This is a genomic window from Rhodococcus sp. D-46 (assembly GCF_011290655.1).
In the GTDB taxonomy this organism is placed as follows: domain Bacteria; phylum Actinomycetota; class Actinomycetes; order Mycobacteriales; family Mycobacteriaceae; genus Rhodococcus_F; species Rhodococcus_F qingshengii.
Genome location: NZ_JAANTF010000002.1, coordinates 425,044 through 442,824, shown reverse-complemented (window position 1 = coordinate 442,824; position 17,781 = coordinate 425,044). Strand labels below are relative to the sequence as shown.

19 protein-coding genes and 1 pseudogene are annotated in these 17,781 nt (G+C 62.8%); 12 read left to right on the top strand and 8 right to left on the bottom strand.

Annotated features, from left to right (window positions below):
- Positions 1 to 33 precede the first annotated feature (33 nt).
- From G9U53_RS06745 to G9U53_RS06735, 3 genes are all read left to right on the top strand, one after another.
- On the top strand, positions 34 to 552 hold the full coding sequence (locus G9U53_RS06745) for a MarR family transcriptional regulator (RefSeq protein WP_165638498.1): 519 nt from the start codon (positions 34 to 36) through the stop codon (positions 550 to 552).
- Between the two features lie 121 nt (positions 553 to 673).
- Entirely contained in the window at positions 674 to 1,174 is a 501-nt protein-coding gene (locus G9U53_RS06740; RefSeq protein WP_007735596.1) for a hypothetical protein, read from the top strand.
- A 10-nt stretch (positions 1,175 to 1,184) separates the two neighbouring features.
- A complete protein-coding gene (locus G9U53_RS06735; RefSeq protein WP_230587623.1) occupies positions 1,185 to 2,096 on the top strand; it encodes an NmrA family NAD(P)-binding protein in 912 nt (303 codons plus the stop codon).
- A gap of 42 nt (positions 2,097 to 2,138) precedes the next feature.
- Here the strand turns inward: G9U53_RS06735 and G9U53_RS06730 are convergent, their stop codons facing one another.
- Positions 2,139 to 2,384, bottom strand: coding sequence for a DUF3253 domain-containing protein (locus G9U53_RS06730; protein WP_021346052.1), 246 nt, complete (start codon positions 2,382 to 2,384; stop codon positions 2,139 to 2,141).
- A gap of 108 nt (positions 2,385 to 2,492) precedes the next feature.
- Here G9U53_RS06730 and G9U53_RS06725 point away from each other — a divergent pair, with 108 nt between their 5' ends.
- Together G9U53_RS06725 and G9U53_RS06720 are read left to right on the top strand one after the other, a co-directional pair.
- Entirely contained in the window at positions 2,493 to 3,119 is a 627-nt protein-coding gene (locus G9U53_RS06725) for a class I SAM-dependent methyltransferase (protein ID WP_007735599.1), read from the top strand.
- A gap of 128 nt (positions 3,120 to 3,247) precedes the next feature.
- Positions 3,248 to 3,715, top strand: a complete 468-nt coding sequence (locus tag G9U53_RS06720) for a hypothetical protein (RefSeq protein WP_020971317.1) — start codon at positions 3,248 to 3,250, stop codon at positions 3,713 to 3,715.
- 19 nt (positions 3,716 to 3,734) lie between these two features.
- On the opposite strand, the gene G9U53_RS06715 is transcribed toward G9U53_RS06720, so the two are convergent.
- The 3 genes from G9U53_RS06715 to G9U53_RS06705 form a co-directional block, all read right to left on the bottom strand.
- A complete protein-coding gene (locus tag G9U53_RS06715) occupies positions 3,735 to 4,172 on the bottom strand; it encodes an SRPBCC family protein (RefSeq protein ID WP_007735601.1) in 438 nt (145 codons plus the stop codon).
- 96 nt (positions 4,173 to 4,268) lie between these two features.
- Positions 4,269 to 4,955, bottom strand: a complete 687-nt coding sequence (locus tag G9U53_RS06710; RefSeq protein ID WP_058039373.1) for a hypothetical protein — start codon at positions 4,953 to 4,955, stop codon at positions 4,269 to 4,271.
- The gene (locus G9U53_RS06705; RefSeq protein WP_030537169.1) at positions 4,952 to 5,872 is read right to left on the bottom strand and encodes a LysR family transcriptional regulator; all 921 of its coding nucleotides are present in this window, start codon (positions 5,870 to 5,872) and stop codon (positions 4,952 to 4,954) included. The genes G9U53_RS06710 and G9U53_RS06705 overlap by 4 nt, the downstream gene beginning before the upstream one ends.
- 95 nt (positions 5,873 to 5,967) lie before the next feature.
- On the opposite strand from G9U53_RS06705, the gene G9U53_RS06700 reads away from it, so the two are divergent.
- The 3 genes from G9U53_RS06700 to G9U53_RS06690 are packed head-to-tail and all read left to right on the top strand — an operon-like array spanning position 5,968 to position 8,944.
- Positions 5,968 to 7,218 carry a YbfB/YjiJ family MFS transporter gene (locus G9U53_RS06700; RefSeq protein ID WP_242692438.1) on the top strand — a complete coding sequence of 417 codons (1,251 nt, stop codon included), beginning with the start codon at positions 5,968 to 5,970 and terminating at the stop codon, positions 7,216 to 7,218.
- The gene (locus G9U53_RS06695) at positions 7,215 to 8,243 is read left to right on the top strand and encodes a nitronate monooxygenase (protein WP_007735606.1); all 1,029 of its coding nucleotides are present in this window, start codon (positions 7,215 to 7,217) and stop codon (positions 8,241 to 8,243) included. Before G9U53_RS06700 ends, G9U53_RS06695 begins: the two co-directional genes overlap by 4 nt.
- Complete coding sequence (locus tag G9U53_RS06690; protein ID WP_065456484.1) at positions 8,240 to 8,944, top strand: hypothetical protein; 705 nt, start codon at positions 8,240 to 8,242, stop codon at positions 8,942 to 8,944. Before G9U53_RS06695 ends, G9U53_RS06690 begins: the two co-directional genes overlap by 4 nt.
- Before the next feature lie 55 nt (positions 8,945 to 8,999).
- Here the strand turns inward: G9U53_RS06690 and G9U53_RS06685 are convergent, their stop codons facing one another.
- A complete protein-coding gene (locus tag G9U53_RS06685) occupies positions 9,000 to 10,835 on the bottom strand; it encodes an acyl-CoA dehydrogenase (RefSeq protein WP_021333262.1) in 1,836 nt (611 codons plus the stop codon).
- A gap of 397 nt (positions 10,836 to 11,232) precedes the next feature.
- Positions 11,233 to 12,255 (bottom strand): zinc-dependent alcohol dehydrogenase family protein, encoded by a 1,023-nt coding sequence (locus tag G9U53_RS06680; protein ID WP_165638497.1) that lies wholly within the window; start codon positions 12,253 to 12,255, stop codon positions 11,233 to 11,235.
- A gap of 134 nt (positions 12,256 to 12,389) precedes the next feature.
- Here G9U53_RS06680 and G9U53_RS06675 point away from each other — a divergent pair.
- Positions 12,390 to 13,285: pseudogene (locus G9U53_RS06675) on the top strand (helix-turn-helix transcriptional regulator).
- A 27-nt stretch (positions 13,286 to 13,312) separates the two neighbouring features.
- On the opposite strand, the gene G9U53_RS06670 reads toward G9U53_RS06675, so the two are convergent.
- The gene (locus G9U53_RS06670; protein WP_165638496.1) at positions 13,313 to 14,521 is read right to left on the bottom strand and encodes an MFS transporter; all 1,209 of its coding nucleotides are present in this window, start codon (positions 14,519 to 14,521) and stop codon (positions 13,313 to 13,315) included.
- Between the two features lie 178 nt (positions 14,522 to 14,699).
- Here G9U53_RS06670 and G9U53_RS06665 point away from each other — a divergent pair, with 178 nt between their 5' ends.
- Both G9U53_RS06665 and G9U53_RS06660 read left to right on the top strand, forming a co-directional pair.
- Positions 14,700 to 15,785 carry a PQQ-dependent sugar dehydrogenase gene (locus tag G9U53_RS06665; RefSeq protein ID WP_058227808.1) on the top strand — a complete coding sequence of 362 codons (1,086 nt, stop codon included), beginning with the start codon at positions 14,700 to 14,702 and terminating at the stop codon, positions 15,783 to 15,785.
- A 109-nt stretch (positions 15,786 to 15,894) separates the two neighbouring features.
- Positions 15,895 to 16,299, top strand: coding sequence for a DUF4259 domain-containing protein (locus G9U53_RS06660; RefSeq protein WP_047888657.1), 405 nt, complete (start codon positions 15,895 to 15,897; stop codon positions 16,297 to 16,299).
- Positions 16,300 to 16,324: 25 nt separating this feature from the next.
- On the opposite strand, the gene G9U53_RS06655 is transcribed toward G9U53_RS06660, so the two are convergent.
- Positions 16,325 to 17,008 (bottom strand): SDR family oxidoreductase, encoded by a 684-nt coding sequence (locus G9U53_RS06655; protein WP_007735616.1) that lies wholly within the window; start codon positions 17,006 to 17,008, stop codon positions 16,325 to 16,327.
- 77 nt (positions 17,009 to 17,085) lie between these two features.
- Between G9U53_RS06655 and G9U53_RS06650 the strand changes: the two genes are divergently transcribed.
- Positions 17,086 to 17,694, top strand: coding sequence for a TetR/AcrR family transcriptional regulator (locus G9U53_RS06650; protein ID WP_007735618.1), 609 nt, complete (start codon positions 17,086 to 17,088; stop codon positions 17,692 to 17,694).
- Positions 17,695 to 17,781 lie beyond the last annotated feature (87 nt).

The window sequence follows — 17,781 nt, the reverse complement described above, 5'->3', positions numbered from 1 at the left end:
GACCAGAATGTAGTTAGGTGCCATATTAGTTTCATGGCAGTGGACGGAACCGATCACGACTCACCCACTTTGGATCAGGCGCGGCGGCAGTTGGAGCATTACGGCCTCGGGTCCGATCCGCAGGCGGTGCTGGTTGCGGTGCGGCTGATCTCGGCGGGCGCGCGGCTCGGTCGAGCGACTGAGGTTCACTTCGCGAGGTATGGGCTGTCGACCGGCCGTTACCGACTGCTTGCGGATCTGGAAGACCACGACGGGGAGAAATCTCCCTCACGTCTGGCGGCTGATCTCGGCGTCTCGCGAGCCACGGTCACCGGCTTGGTCGATGGGCTCGAGCAGGAGGGTTTGGTCGCTCGACGTCCGTCCGCGGAGGACGGGCGTGGTGCGGTGGTCGTCCTGACTGCTCGCGGCGCTCAGCGTTTACGTGACATGGCGCCCGAACACTTTGCTCGTCTCGAGGAAATGGTCGACGAGCTCACTGTCGACGAGCGAGCGGTTTTTTTGGATCTGCTCTCGCGGGTCGTTCGCGGTATCGGTGTGCTGACTGCGGAGTAGTCGGCTGGGATTCCAAGTATTCGCGTAGCGATTCGAATCGTCGTCAATTCTCGACAGAGATTTCTCTTTTCATGCCCAAATAGTTAGCCACCTAATTATAATCGGAAAGTTGGTCTCCTTCATGTCCGGACTCACCCCACCGATCCGTCGCGAAAACAAAAGGGAGATAACCGATTCCAATCGACTCGACCCGGTTGCCGATCGTCGCGGCGCACGACCTTTCATCCTGTGGAGAGAGGTGCTGGTCGCCTACCTTGCCCCTGCGCTGATGGCGGGTGCGGGCGGAGTCGCATCCGGCCAATCGGGCCTCACGATGGCGGCATTTACGTCCATCGCGGGCACGTCGGCAGTGGTGGCGTTGCTGATCGGCTCCTGGCTGCTGCGTCGCGGGAGGTCACGGCCGTGGACCACGGCCCTGCCTCGCATCATGGTGGCGGCAATTCTTGCCGTCGGAGCCGCTGTGATTGCTGGTCTCGTCGGGTGGTTCGCCTCCCGTTGGCTACCAGCTCACACGAGCGTGGTCGACACTGCTTGGCTTGCTCGCCTGCAACTCGATCTACCGATATCTGCCGCTGTCGCTGCCGTCATCGTCAGCTGGCGATGGCGCCGTCAGAATCCCTGACAGACAACACATGTCAACGATCCCCGGCTTCCCGGGGAAGACCGAAAGGAACACGATGATCGTCATCATGGGAGCGTCCGGAACCACAGGCGGCGCGTTGCTACACAGTCTCGCATCCTCGGGTGTGCCGAGCCGAGCGCTGTCCCGCGACCCGGACAGGCTGAGCGCCCACCTCGGCGACTTGGCCGACGGTTTGGTCGAAGTAGTGCCGGCCGATGCCGCAGACCCAACTTCGCTACGGACGGCTTTCAAAGGGGCCGAACAGCTTTTCCTCGCCATGGCCAACGGACTCGAACAGGTCGAGCTCGAAACGCGTGTGATCGACATAGCCGCCGAGAGCGGCGTCGAACACATCGTCAAGATCTCCGACCCCGCCGCCGCGGCCGACTCCCCCATCGCTCTCTCCCGCGGCCACCACGCTGTCGGTGAACACCTGCGCGCATCCGGGATCCGCCACACTCTGCTCCGCCCCTATGCGTTCATGCAGAATCTGTTGCTCCTGGCTCCGGCGGTGGCTGCGCAAGGGGTGATTCTGGGCGCGATGCGGGACGCGCCGTGCAACTGGATCGACTGCCGAGATATCGGTGACGTCGCCGCGGCCGTGCTCACACGCGCCGACCTCGCCGGCGGTACCTACGTCCTGACGGGCAGCGAGGCAGTCGGCTACGGCGGCATCGCCGATTCTCTGACCCGCATGCTCGATCGCCCCGTCCAATATATCGACCTGCCACCGCACGAACTTCGGCAAAACCTCGTCGATCATGCCCACATGCCTCCGTGGCTGGCCGAGCACATTCTGGAGATCCAGCAACTTGCCGTCTCGCGCCCGGAGTCACCCACCGACACGGTGGCACGTGTCCTGGGGCGTGAGCCACGAAGCCTGGATGCGTTCCTGCGTGAGCATCTGGACCGTTTCCGCTGATACACGCTGCGAGAGCAGTGCCGCCAGAAGTCACGCGGTTGATCAACGAGCCCACCGAATCCTGATCGGACCTCGTACGGATTCCGGGTCGACGACTTCGCCGCCTTGGGTGATCTGCACTTCGCCGTGGGCCACCATGTGGCGGGCAGCCTCTCGGACGGGTTCCATCAGCGGACGCCAATTGTCGGGTGCTGCTGCGCGGGCCACGTCGGAGGGGCAGATGCTCGACTCGGCCGATCGGGCACTGAGTAGTTCGCGGATCTTCGCCGCCAGTTCTTTCTCTTCCACCGTGTGACCTCAGTTTCCGGTCGTGACCGTAGGCCTTCAACAGAGTATGAACCTTCGGTTCGGCGAGTTGTGGCGAAGGAATGGTGCACATCGATAATCATTGACGGCGTGGAGAATTCGAGTGCAACGCGCCGCGACGTAGTCCGAAAGTCGTATTCGGCCAGATCCCAGGAGTACACGGACCTCTTCGGCTCGATGGATTCGACGCACGTATCTGATCGGGCCCTGGTGACCAGCTGGGCTGCCACTTTGACCGGCCCCGTGCTCGACGCCGGGTGCGGGCCGGGGCAGTGGACAGACTTCCTGGCCCAGAGCGGGCTGGCTGTGAGCGGGATCGATCTCGTGCCCGAGTTCGTCGAACGAGCACGCAACCAATACCCGGATCTTTCCTTCGAGGTCGGGGGCTTCGAGGCGTTGGACGCGAAAACGAATTCACTGGGCGGCGTGCTGTCCTGGTACTCGCTCATTCACCATCACCCGCAAGATATCGAGGCACCGCTCGCTGAATTCGCGCGCGTGATCCGCCCAGGTGGTGGGTTGCTGGTGGGCTTCTTCGAAGGCACAACGGTAGAGCCTTTTGATCATGCCGCGACGACTGGTTATCGATGGCCGGTGACCGAACTTGCCGAGGTGCTGGTCACAGCGGGTTTCGACGTGATCGAGACCCATACCCGGACGGGGAGCGGCTACAGGCCGCACGGCGCAATCACTGCCAGCCGGCGCGGCGTCGAATAGCGGATCGAGACAGCAGATCGAGACAGGGCGAGCAATTCTCTTTCATTCATTTCGTGTGAGTGGTGTGCTGGATGAGTCACTTCCCGGCTTTTTCAGCACCGGATCATCCACAGTTGAAAGAAGGCGCCATGACCACGATCCATCTTCACAAGACGACCACTGCGACGCCCGAACAGGTCCTTGCCGGCCTGACCGACTTCGGCCCGGGCCGTGAGGAAATCTTCGGCCGCAGTGCGGACAGCTACCTGAAAGTGCACCAACAAGGACCCCACGATGCTGATGTCACCGAGGGCTCCAGTGGTATCTGGGAGCGTCTGCACTACGACTGGACCGACCCGCACCGCGTCGTGATGACAACCACCGACTCCAACCTGTGGGGCGGGGCGTCGAGCCATACCTACACGCTGACCCGGCAACCGACGGGTCTGACCGATGTCGATGCCGTCGTGGTCCGGGACGGCAAGAACCTCAAGGGAAAGCTCCTGGCGTCGGTACTCGGACTCGTCGGCACCCAAGTGCTGGGAAAGTCGTTCACGAAGTCCATCGATGCCATCGAAGCTCGCAACGGTGGCGCGAGCGGCGGCAACACACAGTGACAAGAACCTGACGGACTTGTCAGAGCGCTTCGAGGGCTTCCGTCATCTTCTTCACCGTCTCCGGTGCCACTTTGGCTTCGAATCCCGCCTTCAGGAGAGGCGACGCAATCTTGGCGGCACCGTTGAACTCGACGTTCGCGTGATATTCGATCTCGGTCGAGTTCGGACCCACCGAAGTCAAGGTGATGTCGTCGGTACTGGTGGCAGTCTTGTTCTTTCCTTCGAGAACAACGTGATTCAGCTCGTCGGTCACCAGCGTGTACGTCAGTTCCGTGGTGACGCCGAACAGCTTGGACACGTTGTGCCACTGGGTTCCGACGCCGACAGGACCGTCGGAGATCTGCGTGCAGCTCTCGGTGCCCGGATCCCACGTCGGCGCATTGGCGAAGTCGCGGAGAAACGCCGCAGCCTTTTCGATCGGTACCTCGGCGGTGAATTTGCGGGTGACGTCAACCATGCGGTGGGCCTTTCGGTTCATTTTTCGGCGGTAGTGCCGCGGTGAGAGTTCGTTCCGACGCCCGGGCTACCCAAACTCGACAAACGGTAACCGTCTTCAGAGGACTGCGCGGTCCAGTGGACGCGGAAGCGGATCGAGTGCGCCGGTCTCGCGCAGGCGCTCGTACGCCCGAACGACCCCATCGACGGCCCCGATCTGTAGCAACACGCCGCCCGGTAACGCGGCAACGCCTGCTGCGAGGTCACCCGGGATCGCGTCAGCGCGAGCGGACGAGAGGTAGCCGACTCGGCCGATCACGGGATCACCGACGCGATAGTCGGACTCGTCTTCGAGAGCGTCGAGGATGTCGTCGTCGGTGACATCTCCGAAGTCCGGTTCCCACACCGCGGCGAGCATCCGAAGTAGTTCTGTCTCAGGAACTTCGGCGGTGTCCGGCGCGCTGACGGCAATAATCATCGACTGAAGGACGATTTCAGGTTCGCCGCCCGCCAAGCCGGAGAGTTCGAGCCCCCATTCGGGCCCTCCACTGGCTACGAGCCTCAATCCGATTCCCAGACGATCCGACCAGTCTTCGGCGGCCTGCGCGTTCTCGAGGGCCTGTGCCAACTGGTCGACGGTCACGGCAGTAGCAGGTCCAGCGGAATGGATCTGTTGCCACGACCCGTCGACCACCTCGGGCAACAGGAATTCGACTTGCTCCAACGTCCGACGCCACCGGGAGGCCACGGCCTGCGCCGATTCCGGCCGTCGTCCCCAGAAAACTCGAATAGCGCGCCGTGTCATCGAGTCCTCCGGTAAGGATCGTCCATGGGTAGCCATATCCCGTCTTCGTGGATTCCGAGATCAGTGGCACCGCCGGTGAGAGCGTCGACGGCCGCGAGAACGGCAGGGCGCGTTTCGTTCTCACGACACAGGAGTGACCACGTCCAGATTGCCGCCGGGTCGATCATCGGGCGTGCCGTGAGATCGCTCGGCAGCGTGATGGTCTGCCCTTTGGGCGAGTTGACGACCGGACGGCCGACGGCACGGACGTGATCGAAGAATGCCGGACCGGTGATACCACCGTCGTTGATGCGCAGGATCTGTGCGCCGGTATCGCGAGCGAATTCTTCGGCGTAGACGTTCCACGAATACCAGGAGGTGGTGTCGTCGTCGACGAGTACGACGACGTCGCGTGCCCGCACCGGTGTGGTGTCCTCTCCGGTGGAGACCGCGTACAGCCGATCCGCACCGAGCAGTCTTGCGCTCAGAGCATGTTGGGCGACATCGGTTTTCCGCACCCAGGCGATCGCCAGGTCGAGGCTGCCGTCCGCTACCCGCGCGGCCTGCGCGTGCGAAGGCACCACCCAGGCGTCGACGTGCAGTTGCGCGACCCCTGAAGTGCGCGCGATCAGATCCGTGGGGAGCCAATTGACGTAGCCGATCCGGACGGGCTCCGCTCCGGACAGACGCTCCGCGCGGCGTCGCAGATTCTCGGCACTCTCGAGTAGCGCACGGACATCAGGGAGCAAGGCCGCGCCGGCTGGCGTCAGAGCGACGGAACGGCGGTCGCGGACGAACAGCTTGACGCCGAGGTCGCGCTCGAGTGCCATGATCTGCTGCGACAATGACGGCCCGGCTATCAGTAGCCGCGCCGCGGCTCGGCCGAAGTGCAATTCCTCGGCGACGACCTCGAAATATCTCAGCTGACGCAGCTCCACGATCCTTCATGCTACGTGCGGTGGGAGGTTGTGCCTATCAGTCAGGAGCAAAGCGGTCGTGGCGGTTCGGCGCGGCCGGGGCACACGATAAGACCATGACCACAATCCACAACGGCGTCTCCCCGCGAGCGCACGCTGTCCAAGCTGCCGCTGCGCTGGCGGCGAGCATGGGAATCGGTCGATTCGTCTACACACCGATTCTGCCGTTGATGCACACGCAGTCCGGTCTGTCCGCCTTGCTCGGCGCCACCCTGGCGACGGCCAACTACGTCGGGTACCTGATCGGCGCGCTCGCGGGAATCCTCATTCCCGGCGTGGTGCGCTCGGCAGCGGTGATGCGTACGTCGTTGGTGGTCCTCATCGCGACTTTGGCGCTCATGCCCACTACCCACGACGGATCCATCTGGTTCGCCCTGCGGCTCGTCGCAGGCATTGCCAGTGCCCTCGTCTTCATGATCGCCGTCAGCGCTTTGCACGCGCACCTTCGGGGGCAGTCCCAATTTCTGGCCGGATGGGGATTCGGCGGAGTTGGGTTGGGTATCGCCCTGTCCGGGGTCCTCGTGTTGGTCGTCCGCTTCATCGGTACCTGGAGTACAGCCTGGCTGGCATCTGCGGCCCTTGCAGTGGTGTGTGCGGTCGCAGCCTGGGGATTGACGCCGGAACCGCGTCCGGCCATCACACCGGACGCGCCGGGAACTCCCACTCCCCAACGCGGGTTCACTGCCTTGTTCATCAGTTATTTCCTGGAAGGCATCGGCTACATCATCGCGGGCACGTTCCTTGTTGCCGCAATCGATCTCGCCGCTCCAGAATGGGTGGGCAGCGGCGCTTGGATAGTGGTCGGTCTGGCCGCATTTCCCTCGTGCGCCCTGTGGGCTTGGCTCAGCCTGCGTTGGTCGAGGCCGACTCTGCTTCTCGTTGCCCTGTTGATTCAGGCGGTGGGCATAGCGCTTCCTGCTGTGATCGGAGGCGTCGGCCCCGCACTGATTTCAGCTTTTCTGTTCGGTGTCACCTTCCTTGGTATCGGGTCAATTGTGTTGGCAATCGGCGCGCACCTGCAGTTCCCACGCGCCGTGGCGTTGCTGACCGCTGGATACAGCGTCGGTCAGATTCTCGGCCCACTCGTTGTCACTCCGTTGCTGCGAGACGGGTATCGCGACGCTCTGCTGTTGGGTGCGGCCGTCGTTCTGGGCGCAGCAGTGGCCGCCGCGGTTTTGCGGTTCCGATTCCCTTCCGATCTCGATGCGGACCCTCGGACGGCCACCTCGACTGAGGAGGTAGTTTTGATGTCAGATGACGAAACCGCCGGAGCACTACCCGACGTAGGACTGGAGATGTTCGAATGAGCGCACTCACAACCGATCTCGACCTGAAGGTCCCTGTCATCGCAGCCCCCATGGCCGGCGGCGCTTCCACACCGGCACTTGTTGCTGCTGCCTCTCGCGCAGGCGGTCTCGGCTTCCTCGCCGCCGGGTACAAGACGCCTCAGGCTCTGTCCGACCAGATCGACGCCGTGCGCGCCGAGGGAGTGTCCTTCGGTGTCAACGTCTTTGCGCCCAACCCGGTGCCTGTCGATGTCGATGCCTACCGTGCCTATGCCAGGGCGATCCAGGTCGAGGCGGATCGCTACGGCATCACACTGGCTGACGGTGAGCCGGTCGAAGACGACGACTACTTCGAGGACAAGATCGATCTGCTCCTGGCCAGCCCGGTTCCGGTGGTCAGCTTCACCTTCGGCTTTCCCGCACCCGGCGTCATCAAGGCGCTGCGCGCTGCCGGTTCACTTGTCGTCCTCACAGTGACTTCGGAGGCAGAGGCGGTCCTTGCCGTCGACGCCGGTGCCGATCTGCTTGTCGTGCAATCGTCGGCTGCCGGCGGCCACTCCGGAACGCTCACCCCCCTGCAGGTTCCGGCAGAAACACCGATCACCGAACTGATCGCACAAATCCGTCACCGCACGTCGGTTCCACTATTGGCGGCCGGTGGACTGGCGACCTCCGCCGACGTCGCTGCTGCCTTACGTGCCCGAGCGGACGCGGCAGTGGTCGGTACTGTGCTGCTGCGCACCGAGGAGAGTGGTGCCTCGGCTCCGCACAAGGCAGCTCTGGCCGACACGTCCCGCGGGAACACGGTCGTCACAAGAGCTTTCACGGGACGTCCTGCACGGGCGCTTCGGAACGAGTTCATCGATCGCTACGACGCACAAGCGCCCATCGGGTATCCGGCCATCCATCACCTGACCAACCCGATGCGCAAAGCCGCTGTTGCGCAGGCAGATCCCGAGCGAATGCACCTGTGGGCCGGTACTGGCTATCGCCACGCGACGGAGGAACCAGCCGGGGTAGTGCTTTCGCGATTGGCTAACCTGTGACGGCGCGGACACCGAACATCACATTGCCCGAGGTAGTGACATACGACGGGTTGCCCGGGTCCGCCGGTGGTGCACACTCGCTTCGAGTCAAGCGTCCCGATGTTGCATTTCAGCGGCTGCAGACATTCCTGGAATCCTGCACCGAACCAGTGTCGTTGCCGTCGTGGACGTTCGAGATCTACCAGAGGGGGCCATCCGAGCCGACCGCGCAGTTGTCATCGTTCGCTACCGAGCTCTTCGGTGGGCCCCGCTACAAAGCGCAAACCCATACCGAATGGAACGTCCCACCTGGTTCTGTCAACGAAGCGCTCGATGCCCTCGTTGGTTCCGATGCGGTCACAACCCACGGACGTTCTTTGGCGGCACTGACCTGCAGCACGCCCGTACGCCTGATCGACCCCAACACGCGCGCGCCGTACCCTGACATCACCCCCGACGCGTTCGGCCGTTTTGCCGTGGATGGATACGGCCGGACTCTGGGTGACTCAGGCATACGCGCAACCCTTGGCAACGCGGCATCCTCACTGTCCCTGTGGCTCAACCTGCCTGCAGACGAACGGTTGTCGTCCGGTGCTCGTCACCTACAAGACCATCTCCCGTTCCGGTTGTCCGCGAAACACTGGCGTCTCTGGCGGCCGAACCGGAGCGCAGACTCTTACCGTTCCAACAAGATTCCGTCGCCGGTTCACGACCACGTTTGAATCACGCAGCAAGCATTCCGAGTTGCGCACCACCCATACCGCGCGTGGCACGTTGTCAGAATGCGTCTTCCTCGAGTTCCATGATCTCGTTGTCGAGGGAACCCAGGATTTCTTTGGTCGACGCGAGGATAGGCAGGATGTTCTTGGCGAAGTACGACGCGATCACCACCTTGCCCCGATAGAACGACCGGTCCTTTGCCGACGCGTCACGGTCCAAGGCTGCCAACGCGACTTCCGCTTGCACCAACAGGCGCCATCCGATGAGGAGGTCGCCTACCGCGTACAGAAAGCGCACCGAGCCGAGGCCTATCTTGTACAACTCGGAGGGTTGGTCCTGGGAAGCCATCAGATACCCGGTGAGCGTCCCGGCCATCTCCTGCACGTCGGTCAAGGCGGTCTCGAGTAGGACTCGCTCGGCCTTGAGTCGACCGTTCCCGGCCTCACTGTCGATGAACTCTCGTATGCGACCGGCTACGTGAGCGAGCGCAACGCCGCGGTCGCGTGCGATCTTTCGAAAGAAGAAGTCCTGCGCCTGGATTGCCGTGGTGCCCTCGTACAGGGTGTCGATCTTGGCATCGCGGATGTACTGCTCGATGGGGTAGTCCTGAAGATAACCGGAGCCGCCCAGGGTCTGCAGGCTCTCGGTGAGCAGTTCGTAGGCCTTCTCGGAGCCGACGCCCTTGACGATCGGCAGCAGCAGATCGTTGACCCGCGCCGCCAATTCGGCATCCGCACCCGAAACCAACTCGGCGACATCGGCATTCTGGTGTGCAGCGGTGTAGAGGTAGACCGCTCGGAGGCCTTCGGCGTAGGCCTTCTGCATCGCCAGGCTGCGTCGGACGTCGGGGTGGTGCGTAATGGCCACGCGGGGCGCGGTCTTGTTTGTCAGCTCGGTGAGGTCTGCGCCTTGAATTCGTTCTTTCGCGTACTCGAGGGCGTTGAGATAGCCGGTGGACAGTGTTCCGGTAGCCTTGGTGCCCACCATCATTCGAGCGTTCTCGATGACCTGGAACATCTGGGCGATACCGTTGTGGACATCACCCACGAGCCAGCCGACGGCAGGAACGTCCGTCGCTCCGAAGGTGAGCTCGCAAGTCGGGGAAGACTTGAGACCCATCTTGTGCTCGACGCCGGTGACGTACACACCGTTGCGCTCTCCCAGTTCAAGTGTGTCCGAGTTGAAATGGGACTTCGGAACGTAGAACAGGCTCAAACCTTTGGTTCCTGGACCGGCTCCCTCGGGCCGGGCAAGCACCAAGTGGAAGAGGTTCTCGGCCGTGTCTCCGACGTCACCGCCGGAGATGAATCGCTTGACGCCCTCGATGTGCCACGTGCCGTCGTCCTGCGCGATTGCCTTTGTTCGGCCTGCGCCTACATCGGATCCGGCGTCTGGTTCGGTGAGCACCATCGTTCCGGCCCATCCGCGCTCGAATCCTTCTTTGGCCCAGTGTTTTTGCTGTTCGTTTCCGATGGTGTAGAGCACGCTCGCCATCAGTGGACCCATGTTGAAAAAGCTTGCGGATCCGTTTGCCGCGACCAACATTTCGCCGATCGCCCAGACCAACGGTGCAGGAGCAGGAACACCACCCATGCCTTCTGGTAGGCCGAGTCGCGACCAACCGGCCTCGTTCACCGCCTCGACCGTCTTGCGCAGAGGTTCCGGGACCACAACTGCGTGATTGGGTGCGTCGAATTCGACAGGGTTCCGATCCGCGTCGGCGAAGGACGCGGCGACCGGGCCTTCTGCCAGTCTCGCTACTTCCGCAAGAATGTTGCGCACAGTGTCGGTGTCGAGGTCCCCGTAAGCGCCGGCATCCAACAGTTCGCCGATCCCGAGCACCTCGAACAGATTGAACTCGATATCACGCACGTTGCTTTTGTAGTGACCCATTGTTCTCCGACCTTGGTTCGTCAGCAATACGGTTCGTCAGCAGATACGGCTCGTCAGCAGTACACAAGAAAGCCTGCCCCACAAGGAATTCAGTACGCAACCGTAGGTAGAGACGAGTTTCGTTGCTGCAAAGTAGCGCCGAGTCGCTCTCATTGAAACATTCACTCGTACAATCGGTTTCCGCCGGTGGGGGTGCATATCAGTCGCGTAGCATCCTCTGGGATCAAAGCGACTGCGCACCAATAGAAGTACCCATCCTCACCTTCGGCGTCATACGCATTCGCTGTGATCAGTGAACATGCTGCTCGGTAAACCAAGAGCGCCTCTCGTTGGTAGCCGAGACGTTCCTCGATCGGCGTGGAGAGCCCAGTTCTGACTCGTGAGCCTTTGTTATCGGTCAGAGGGTGAGTAGCACTTTGGTGGCGCGCCGCTCGTCCATCGCCTGGTAGCCGGCGGCGGCGTCCTCCAACGGGAGAGTGAGGTCGAAGACGATGCCTGGGTCGATCTGGTCGGTCATGATGAGCTCGATCAGTTCGGGTAGGAATCGCCTGACCGGCGCGGGACCGCCGAGCAGGCTCACCGTCGCGAAGAACAGGTTCATGCCGTCGAGTTCGACGCCGTGGGATACCCCGACGTAGTCGACATGTCCGCCGGGGCGGGTAGCTCCGATAGCCTGCATCATCGATTCTTGGGTGCCTACGGCTTCGACGGTCGAGTGGGCGCCGTAGCCGCCGGTGAGTTCCTTGATCTTCGCGATGCCCGCGTCGCCCCGCTCTTCGACGATGTCGGTGGCGCCGAATTGCGTGGCGAGTGCCTGCCGGTCGGCGTGACGTGACATGGCGATGATCCGCTCGGCGCCGAGTTGTCTGGCAGCGAGGATCGCCAGGAGTCCGACTGCGCCGTCGCCGACGACGGCGACTGTTTTGCCAGGTCCGGCTTCCGCAGCTACGGCGGCGAACCAACCGGTGCCGAGTACGTCGGAGGCTGCAAGGAGGCTGCGGGCCTGCCGCTCGGTCGGCTCTCCGTGGACAGGGACGAGGGTGCCGTCCGCGAGCGGGATGCGAGCGTATTCGGATTGGGTGCCGACCGAGCCCATCATGACCTGGTGGATACAGCGAGACTGAAAGCCGGCCTCGCAGATTTCGCAGGTGTTGTCCGACGCGACGAACGAGCCCACGACGAAGTCTCCAACTTCGATGTCGTTGACGTCGGGGCCGACCTGTTCGACGACGCCCACGTATTCGTGTCCCATCGGCGTCGGGCCATTCAGCTCTTCGATGCCGCGGTACGGCCAGAGGTCGGAACCGCAGACGCAGGTGGCTGTAACGCGAATGATCGCGTCGGTCGGTTCGACGATCACCGGCGCTTCGATCTCTTCGACCCGGACGTCGCCGGGGGCATGCATGACGACAGCGCGCATGACGTGGCTCCTCACCATCGGTTTTCTCGTGTCACTTCAACCTGATCACGATTCGGCGGCGTGCGGGAGTCCCGCGCGATAGTGGTACTGCGAGGGACTCCCTCGCTACCGGTCACTGACTTACGCTCGATGGCATGGACGATCGAGCGCAAGTACGCGAATTCCTGACCTCGCGGCGCGCCCGAGTCACGCCCGAACAAGTTGGACTTCCGGCCGGATCGAACCGCCGCGTGGAAGGTCTACGTCGAAGTGAAGTGGCAACCCTCGCCGGCGTGAGCGTCGAGTACTACACGAGGCTCGAGCGCGGAGCGATCAGCGGCGCATCGCCGGGTGTACTCGACAGTATCGCGAAGGCCTTACGACTCGACGGCGCCGAGCGCGCCCACCTTTTTGATCTCGCGCACGCGGCAAGCCCGGTAGCCAGGCCCCCGCGTCGGCGAAATGCGAAGGGCTGGAAGCCCCATCAGAGCCTGCAGTGGGCGCTCGATGCAGTCACCGCAGGACCCGCTTTCGTGCGGAACGGTCGCATGGATCTTCTTGCGGTCAACCCACTCGCGCGAGCGTTTTACAAGGACCTGTACGACATGCCGGGGCAGCCCCCGAACATCGCGCGCTTCACGTTCCTCGACGATAGGGCTTTCGAGTTTATCCGGACTGGAACGCGTTTGCCGAGGTGACCGTCTCGATTCTGCGAACCGAGGCCGGGCGAGATCCTCACAACAAGGAATTGCACGATCTGATCGGTGAACTCAGCACTCGGAGTGAGGAATTCCGGCGTCGGTGGGGCGCGCACGACGTCCGCCATCACGGCACCGGATTCAAGACTTTTCACCACTCCGCCGTGGGCGAGCTGACGCTTGCCTTCGAAGGTTTGGAGATGGCCGCCGAGCCAGGGTTGATACTCACGATCTACACCGCGGAGCCGGGATCGCCTTCCGCGGAACGGATGCAGCTGCTCGCCTCGTTGGCAGCCAGTGAGGATGCGGACTCTGCGCCTCACGTGTCGGAGCGGTCGCTGACGGACGGCTGACGAACTGCGCGACGGTTGATCGGGTCGTCAGTTGACGACTTCGACGGTGGTGCGCTTCGTGCGTTCCTTGCGCAACAGGATCATCAGCGGCAGAAAGTAGAGAGCGGCAACGCCGGTGCCTACCAACACCGGCCCAGTGGCACCGAGACTCGAGGCGAACGCGAACCCGGCGATCCAGGAGCCGACCGCCGTGCCCAGATTGAACGACGAGGTGCTGAGAGCAGAAGCCATCGTCGGCGCCTGATCGGCATAACGCACAGCCATCCCGATCAGGATGGGATTGGTCGACATGCCGAACAGTCCCAGCATGACTACGAGAATCACCGTCACGATCACGTTGTGCGAGAAGAGGCAGAGCGCCCCGAGTACGAGAAACGTCATCGCTGCCGAGACGAACAAGACCCCGTACTGATGCTTCGCACCGAGTCGACCGCCGAGATTGGAGCCGACGAACGCACCGAGTCCGTAGCCGACAAGCACTAGCGGCACTGCCGACGCAGCAAGTCCCGTGTTCTCGGTCAACAGCGGAGAGATGAAGCTGTACGCCGCCAGCGACGACCCGCACACGACGGCGCAACCGGACAGAACGAGCCAGATGCGTCCGTCCCGTAGACTCGCGATCTCCGCTCGCCAGGACGGCACCGCACCGGAGTCGGTGTCGGCGGGTACCAATCGGTGGACGACGGCCGCGGCAACGAGTGCGAGGGCGGCGAGGGCCCAGAAAGGACCACGCCACCCGACGGTCTGACCGGCCAGAGCGCCGAGCGGAACACCGATAACGTTCGCGAGCATGCCTCCGCCCAAGACGATGCCGAGCGCGCGCGAGGAAGACGCCGGGCCGGCCGCTTTTGCTCCGACCACTGCGGCGACTGCCCAGAATGCGCCCGTCGCCACGGCTGTGAGGAAGCGGGCGCCGAGAATGAGTCCGAAGTTGGACGAGAGCGCGACGATGACGTGTCCGATCGCGAAAACAACCAGCGCCGAGCTCAAGGTCACGCGTCGAGGAACCCTGAGTGTCAAGATCGCCATCGCCGGCGTGCCGACGATCATTCCGATCGCGAAGACGGTGATCATCAGGCCGACGTTCGCGATCGACGTACCGAGGTCACCCGCAATCTCGGGAAGAATGCCGGCGACGACGAATTCGGTTGTGCCCATCAAGAAAACTCCGACGGCCAGCACGTAGATCACGAGCGGCAGGCGGCCGGTTTCTTCGACGGTCGGGGCGGAAATCATGAGGTGGTCAGTTCTCTTTCTGTTGACGACGCGTATGTCGTGGCGCACCCGTCCAGGGCATCACGCCCGTCGCCTGCGAGGGAGTCCCGGTCGTTGGGGGTACTCGAAGGGACTCCCGGTGTGACCGATTGCGCGCTACCGTCGGCGCAAAGACTGCCTGAACCCGGGAGGCGCGCCCATGACACGACGACAGATCCGAGGGCTTGGCGCCGCAGTGCTCCTTTCGGCCTTCCTGACTGCCTGCGGTAGCGAGGATCCTGAAGGGCCCGGTCCGCAGGCAAGCACGACAACACGATCGGCGCCCGCCGCGGCCTTCGGTGAACCCGAGACCGTCGCCGACGGCTTGGACGCGCCCTGGTCGATCGCATTCCACGGCGATACACCACTTGTCAGTGAGCGCGACAGCGCGCGAATCCTCGAACTCGACGCCGGCGGAAACAGCCGCGAGGTGGGAGTCGTCGACGGCGTCAGCCCCAGGGGTGAGGGCGGTTTACTGGGGATCGCAGTACGTGAAAACCGCCTGTACGCGTACTTCACCGCGAACGGGGAGAACCGGATCGAACGCTTCGACATCATCGGTGCTCCGGGGGAATTCGCGCTCGGGCCGGCCGAGACGATTCTCGACGGGCTCGCTTCGGCCAACTACCACAACGGTGGTCGCATCGCGTTCGGCCCGGACGGGATGCTGTACGCCACTGTCGGTGATGCCGGTAGTCGAGACAGAGCTCAGGACCTCGACTCGATGTCCGGGAAAATCCTTCGAATGACTCCGGATGGCGATGTGCCGCTAGATAATCCATTTCCGAACTCGTTTGTCTACAGCTACGGCCACCGCAACTCCCAGGGCATTGCCTGGACCGAGGACGGCACGATGTACGCCAGCGAGTTCGGGCAGGACACCTGGGACGAACTCAACCGGATCGAAGCAGGCGGAAACTACGGGTGGCCCGAGGTCGAAGGGATTGCGGGTGAAGACGGATTCATCGACCCGCTCCAACAATGGTCACCGGATGATGCCAGCCCCAGCGGAATCGCCATCCACGACGGCTCGATCTACATTGCCAACCTTCGTGGTGAGCGACTCCGCATTGTGCCGTTGGCTGACCCCGCGACCGCCGATGAGCAGTTCGTCGACGTATACGGGCGCCTCCGTGACGTTGTAGTCGCACCGGACGGGTCGCTGTGGATACTGACGAACAACACCGACGGTCGTGGCGACCCCAACCCCGGTGATGACCGCATCCTTCGCGTGCCGTTGCGCTGATGTCGATTTCCGGCGAACGCAGTACTTCCAGCCCGAGGGTCCTGGCCGAAGCCTGTGATTCACTAATATCTTTACGACAGGTGCGCCGGGTACGGATCGGAGAGACAGCATGGGGACTTGGGGTTCAGGACCTTTCGACAACGACGTAGCGGGCGACCTGCTCAGCGCAGTACAGGCGGGTGACTACGACATCGACGATTACGCTAGCCACCCCGATGGCGGTTATCTCGATGCCGATGATGCTCAAACAGCAATTGCCGTCGCCGAGATTCTTGCGGTTGCGCACGGCGTTGCGCCGAAGCCTGTGCAGCTGGATGGAATTGACGCCGCCGGGTACGTCAGCACCTTGAGCCCGGAGCAGAAGAGTTGGGTCCTCACCGCACTCGAGCGTGCAGTTTCCGACAGCGACACTTCGGAGTTGTACGAGTTGTGGGAAGAGAACGGTCCGGAAGACCTCGCAGCTTGGCGGGCACCGATCCTGAGCAGATTGGCCAGCCTCAAAACGGTGGGGTAAGCGTCACTCGTCTGCAGTCCCTTGCTTACTCGGAGTTCGACGAGGACAGACTCCCCTTGACGTACCGGGTGGTGTCGTCAGCGAGGATCTCGGCGAGCCCGCTTTCGATACCGTCCAGTGCTTGCGCGGCGACGTCGGCAGGATCGATCTTCTGTTCGGCGGGTACGCCAGCGGCCATGTCGGTATCCATGTATGCGACATGCAGTGCCGATACGGAGATTTTGCGCGGCGCAAGTTCTTCTCGAACGGCGTCGGTCATCGCCCAGGCCGCTGCCTTCGACGACGCGTAAGACCCGAGCGCGGCTGGATGGAACCAGGACAGCACCGACAGAACGTTGAGTATTGTTCCGCCGTCGTTGTTTTCGATGACGGGAGCAAACGCCCGGGTCACGGCGAGCGGGCCGTAGAAGTTGACGTCCATCTCTCGTCGAATGTCATCGATGTCGCCCCCGATCAAGGGCGCCGAGGTAGAGATACCTGCGTTGTTGACCAGCAAGGTCACATCCGATGCGATTTGCGCGGCGGCGGTTATCGATTCGGCGTCCGTCACGTCCAACCTCAGGGGGATGACGCCGGGTAGATCGACAGTTTCCGGATTGCGCGCAGCCGCGTACACCTTTGCGCCGCGCTCGACGAGTCCCGCAGCCAGATGGCGTCCGAGCCCGCGATTGGCTCCTGTGACGACCGCAACCGTCTTGTTCAGGTCCATGATTCTCCCAGAGTTGTGATTGCTCGTGACGTTTAGATTATGAATCAAATCTAAGTGTCGGCTAGGATAGATGTCAAGTGAAATCCAAACTGGAAGGCGTTGTGATGGGCCGCGTATCGCAGCAACAAGCGGAAGAGAACCGTCGGCGCGTCGTGGAAACCGCAGCCCGACTGTTCCGAGAGAAGGGCACTCACCTCAGCGTCGCCGACCTGATGAAGGCGTCGGGGCTGACCCACGGTGGCTTCTACAAGCAGTTCGCGTCCAAGGACGCTCTCATCGACGAAGCGACCACCCACGCCTTCAAGGAACTGGCTCAGCTGCATTCTGCGGGACTCGAAGAGCATGCAGGGCAACGTGACTCCGCCCGAAAAGCTTTGATCGATACCTATCTCTCGGTGGCGCATCGCGACAACCCGGCAGACGGATGCCCCGCTGCTGCGCTCGCCGCCGACATGGCGCGCGAGCCTGCAGACAGCGAGGCCCGTCGGGTTTACACGGAGGGAGTGGGGGATTTTGCCGCAGCTCTTGCCGACGACGAAGCTGTCGGTCTCCTCCGGCTCTCCACCATGCTCGGTGCACTGGTTCTTTCGCGAGCTACCAAGGGTTCCCCGCTCTCCGAGGAAATTCTCGATTCCGCGCGCGTCGAACTGATCAGAGGGCTTCGAGAGCCGCTGTCATCTTCTTGACGGTCTCGGGTGCCCCTGGCCGCGAATCCCGCTTTCACGAGGTCCAGTGCTCGCGGTTCCGAGAGTCGGACTCTCGATATGTCGATT

Excerpts from the sequence above, each read along its gene's own strand:
- G9U53_RS06735 (WP_230587623.1), top strand. The coding sequence starts at position 1,185 with ATGTCAACGATCCCCGGCTTCCCGGGGAAGACCGAAAGGAACACGATG.
- G9U53_RS06670 (WP_165638496.1), bottom strand. The coding sequence starts at position 14,521 with ATGATTTCCGCCCCGACCGTCGAAGAAACCGGCCGCCTGCCGCTCGTG.
- G9U53_RS06660 (WP_047888657.1), top strand. The coding sequence starts at position 15,895 with ATGGGGACTTGGGGTTCAGGACCTTTCGACAACGACGTAGCGGGCGAC.
- G9U53_RS06715 (WP_007735601.1), bottom strand. The coding sequence starts at position 4,172 with ATGGTTGACGTCACCCGCAAATTCACCGCCGAGGTACCGATCGAAAAG.
- G9U53_RS06740 (WP_007735596.1), top strand. The coding sequence starts at position 674 with ATGTCCGGACTCACCCCACCGATCCGTCGCGAAAACAAAAGGGAGATA.
- G9U53_RS06710 (WP_058039373.1), bottom strand. The coding sequence starts at position 4,955 with ATGACACGGCGCGCTATTCGAGTTTTCTGGGGACGACGGCCGGAATCG.
- G9U53_RS06680 (WP_165638497.1), bottom strand. The coding sequence starts at position 12,255 with ATGCGCGCTGTCGTCATGCATGCCCCCGGCGACGTCCGGGTCGAAGAG.
- G9U53_RS06700 (WP_242692438.1), top strand. The coding sequence starts at position 5,968 with ATGACCACAATCCACAACGGCGTCTCCCCGCGAGCGCACGCTGTCCAA.
- G9U53_RS06695 (WP_007735606.1), top strand. The coding sequence starts at position 7,215 with ATGAGCGCACTCACAACCGATCTCGACCTGAAGGTCCCTGTCATCGCA.
- G9U53_RS06720 (WP_020971317.1), top strand. The coding sequence starts at position 3,248 with ATGACCACGATCCATCTTCACAAGACGACCACTGCGACGCCCGAACAG.
- G9U53_RS06665 (WP_058227808.1), top strand. The coding sequence starts at position 14,700 with ATGACACGACGACAGATCCGAGGGCTTGGCGCCGCAGTGCTCCTTTCG.
- G9U53_RS06685 (WP_021333262.1), bottom strand. The coding sequence starts at position 10,835 with ATGGGTCACTACAAAAGCAACGTGCGTGATATCGAGTTCAATCTGTTC.
- G9U53_RS06655 (WP_007735616.1), bottom strand. The coding sequence starts at position 17,008 with ATGGACCTGAACAAGACGGTTGCGGTCGTCACAGGAGCCAATCGCGGG.
- G9U53_RS06745 (WP_165638498.1), top strand. The coding sequence starts at position 34 with ATGGCAGTGGACGGAACCGATCACGACTCACCCACTTTGGATCAGGCG.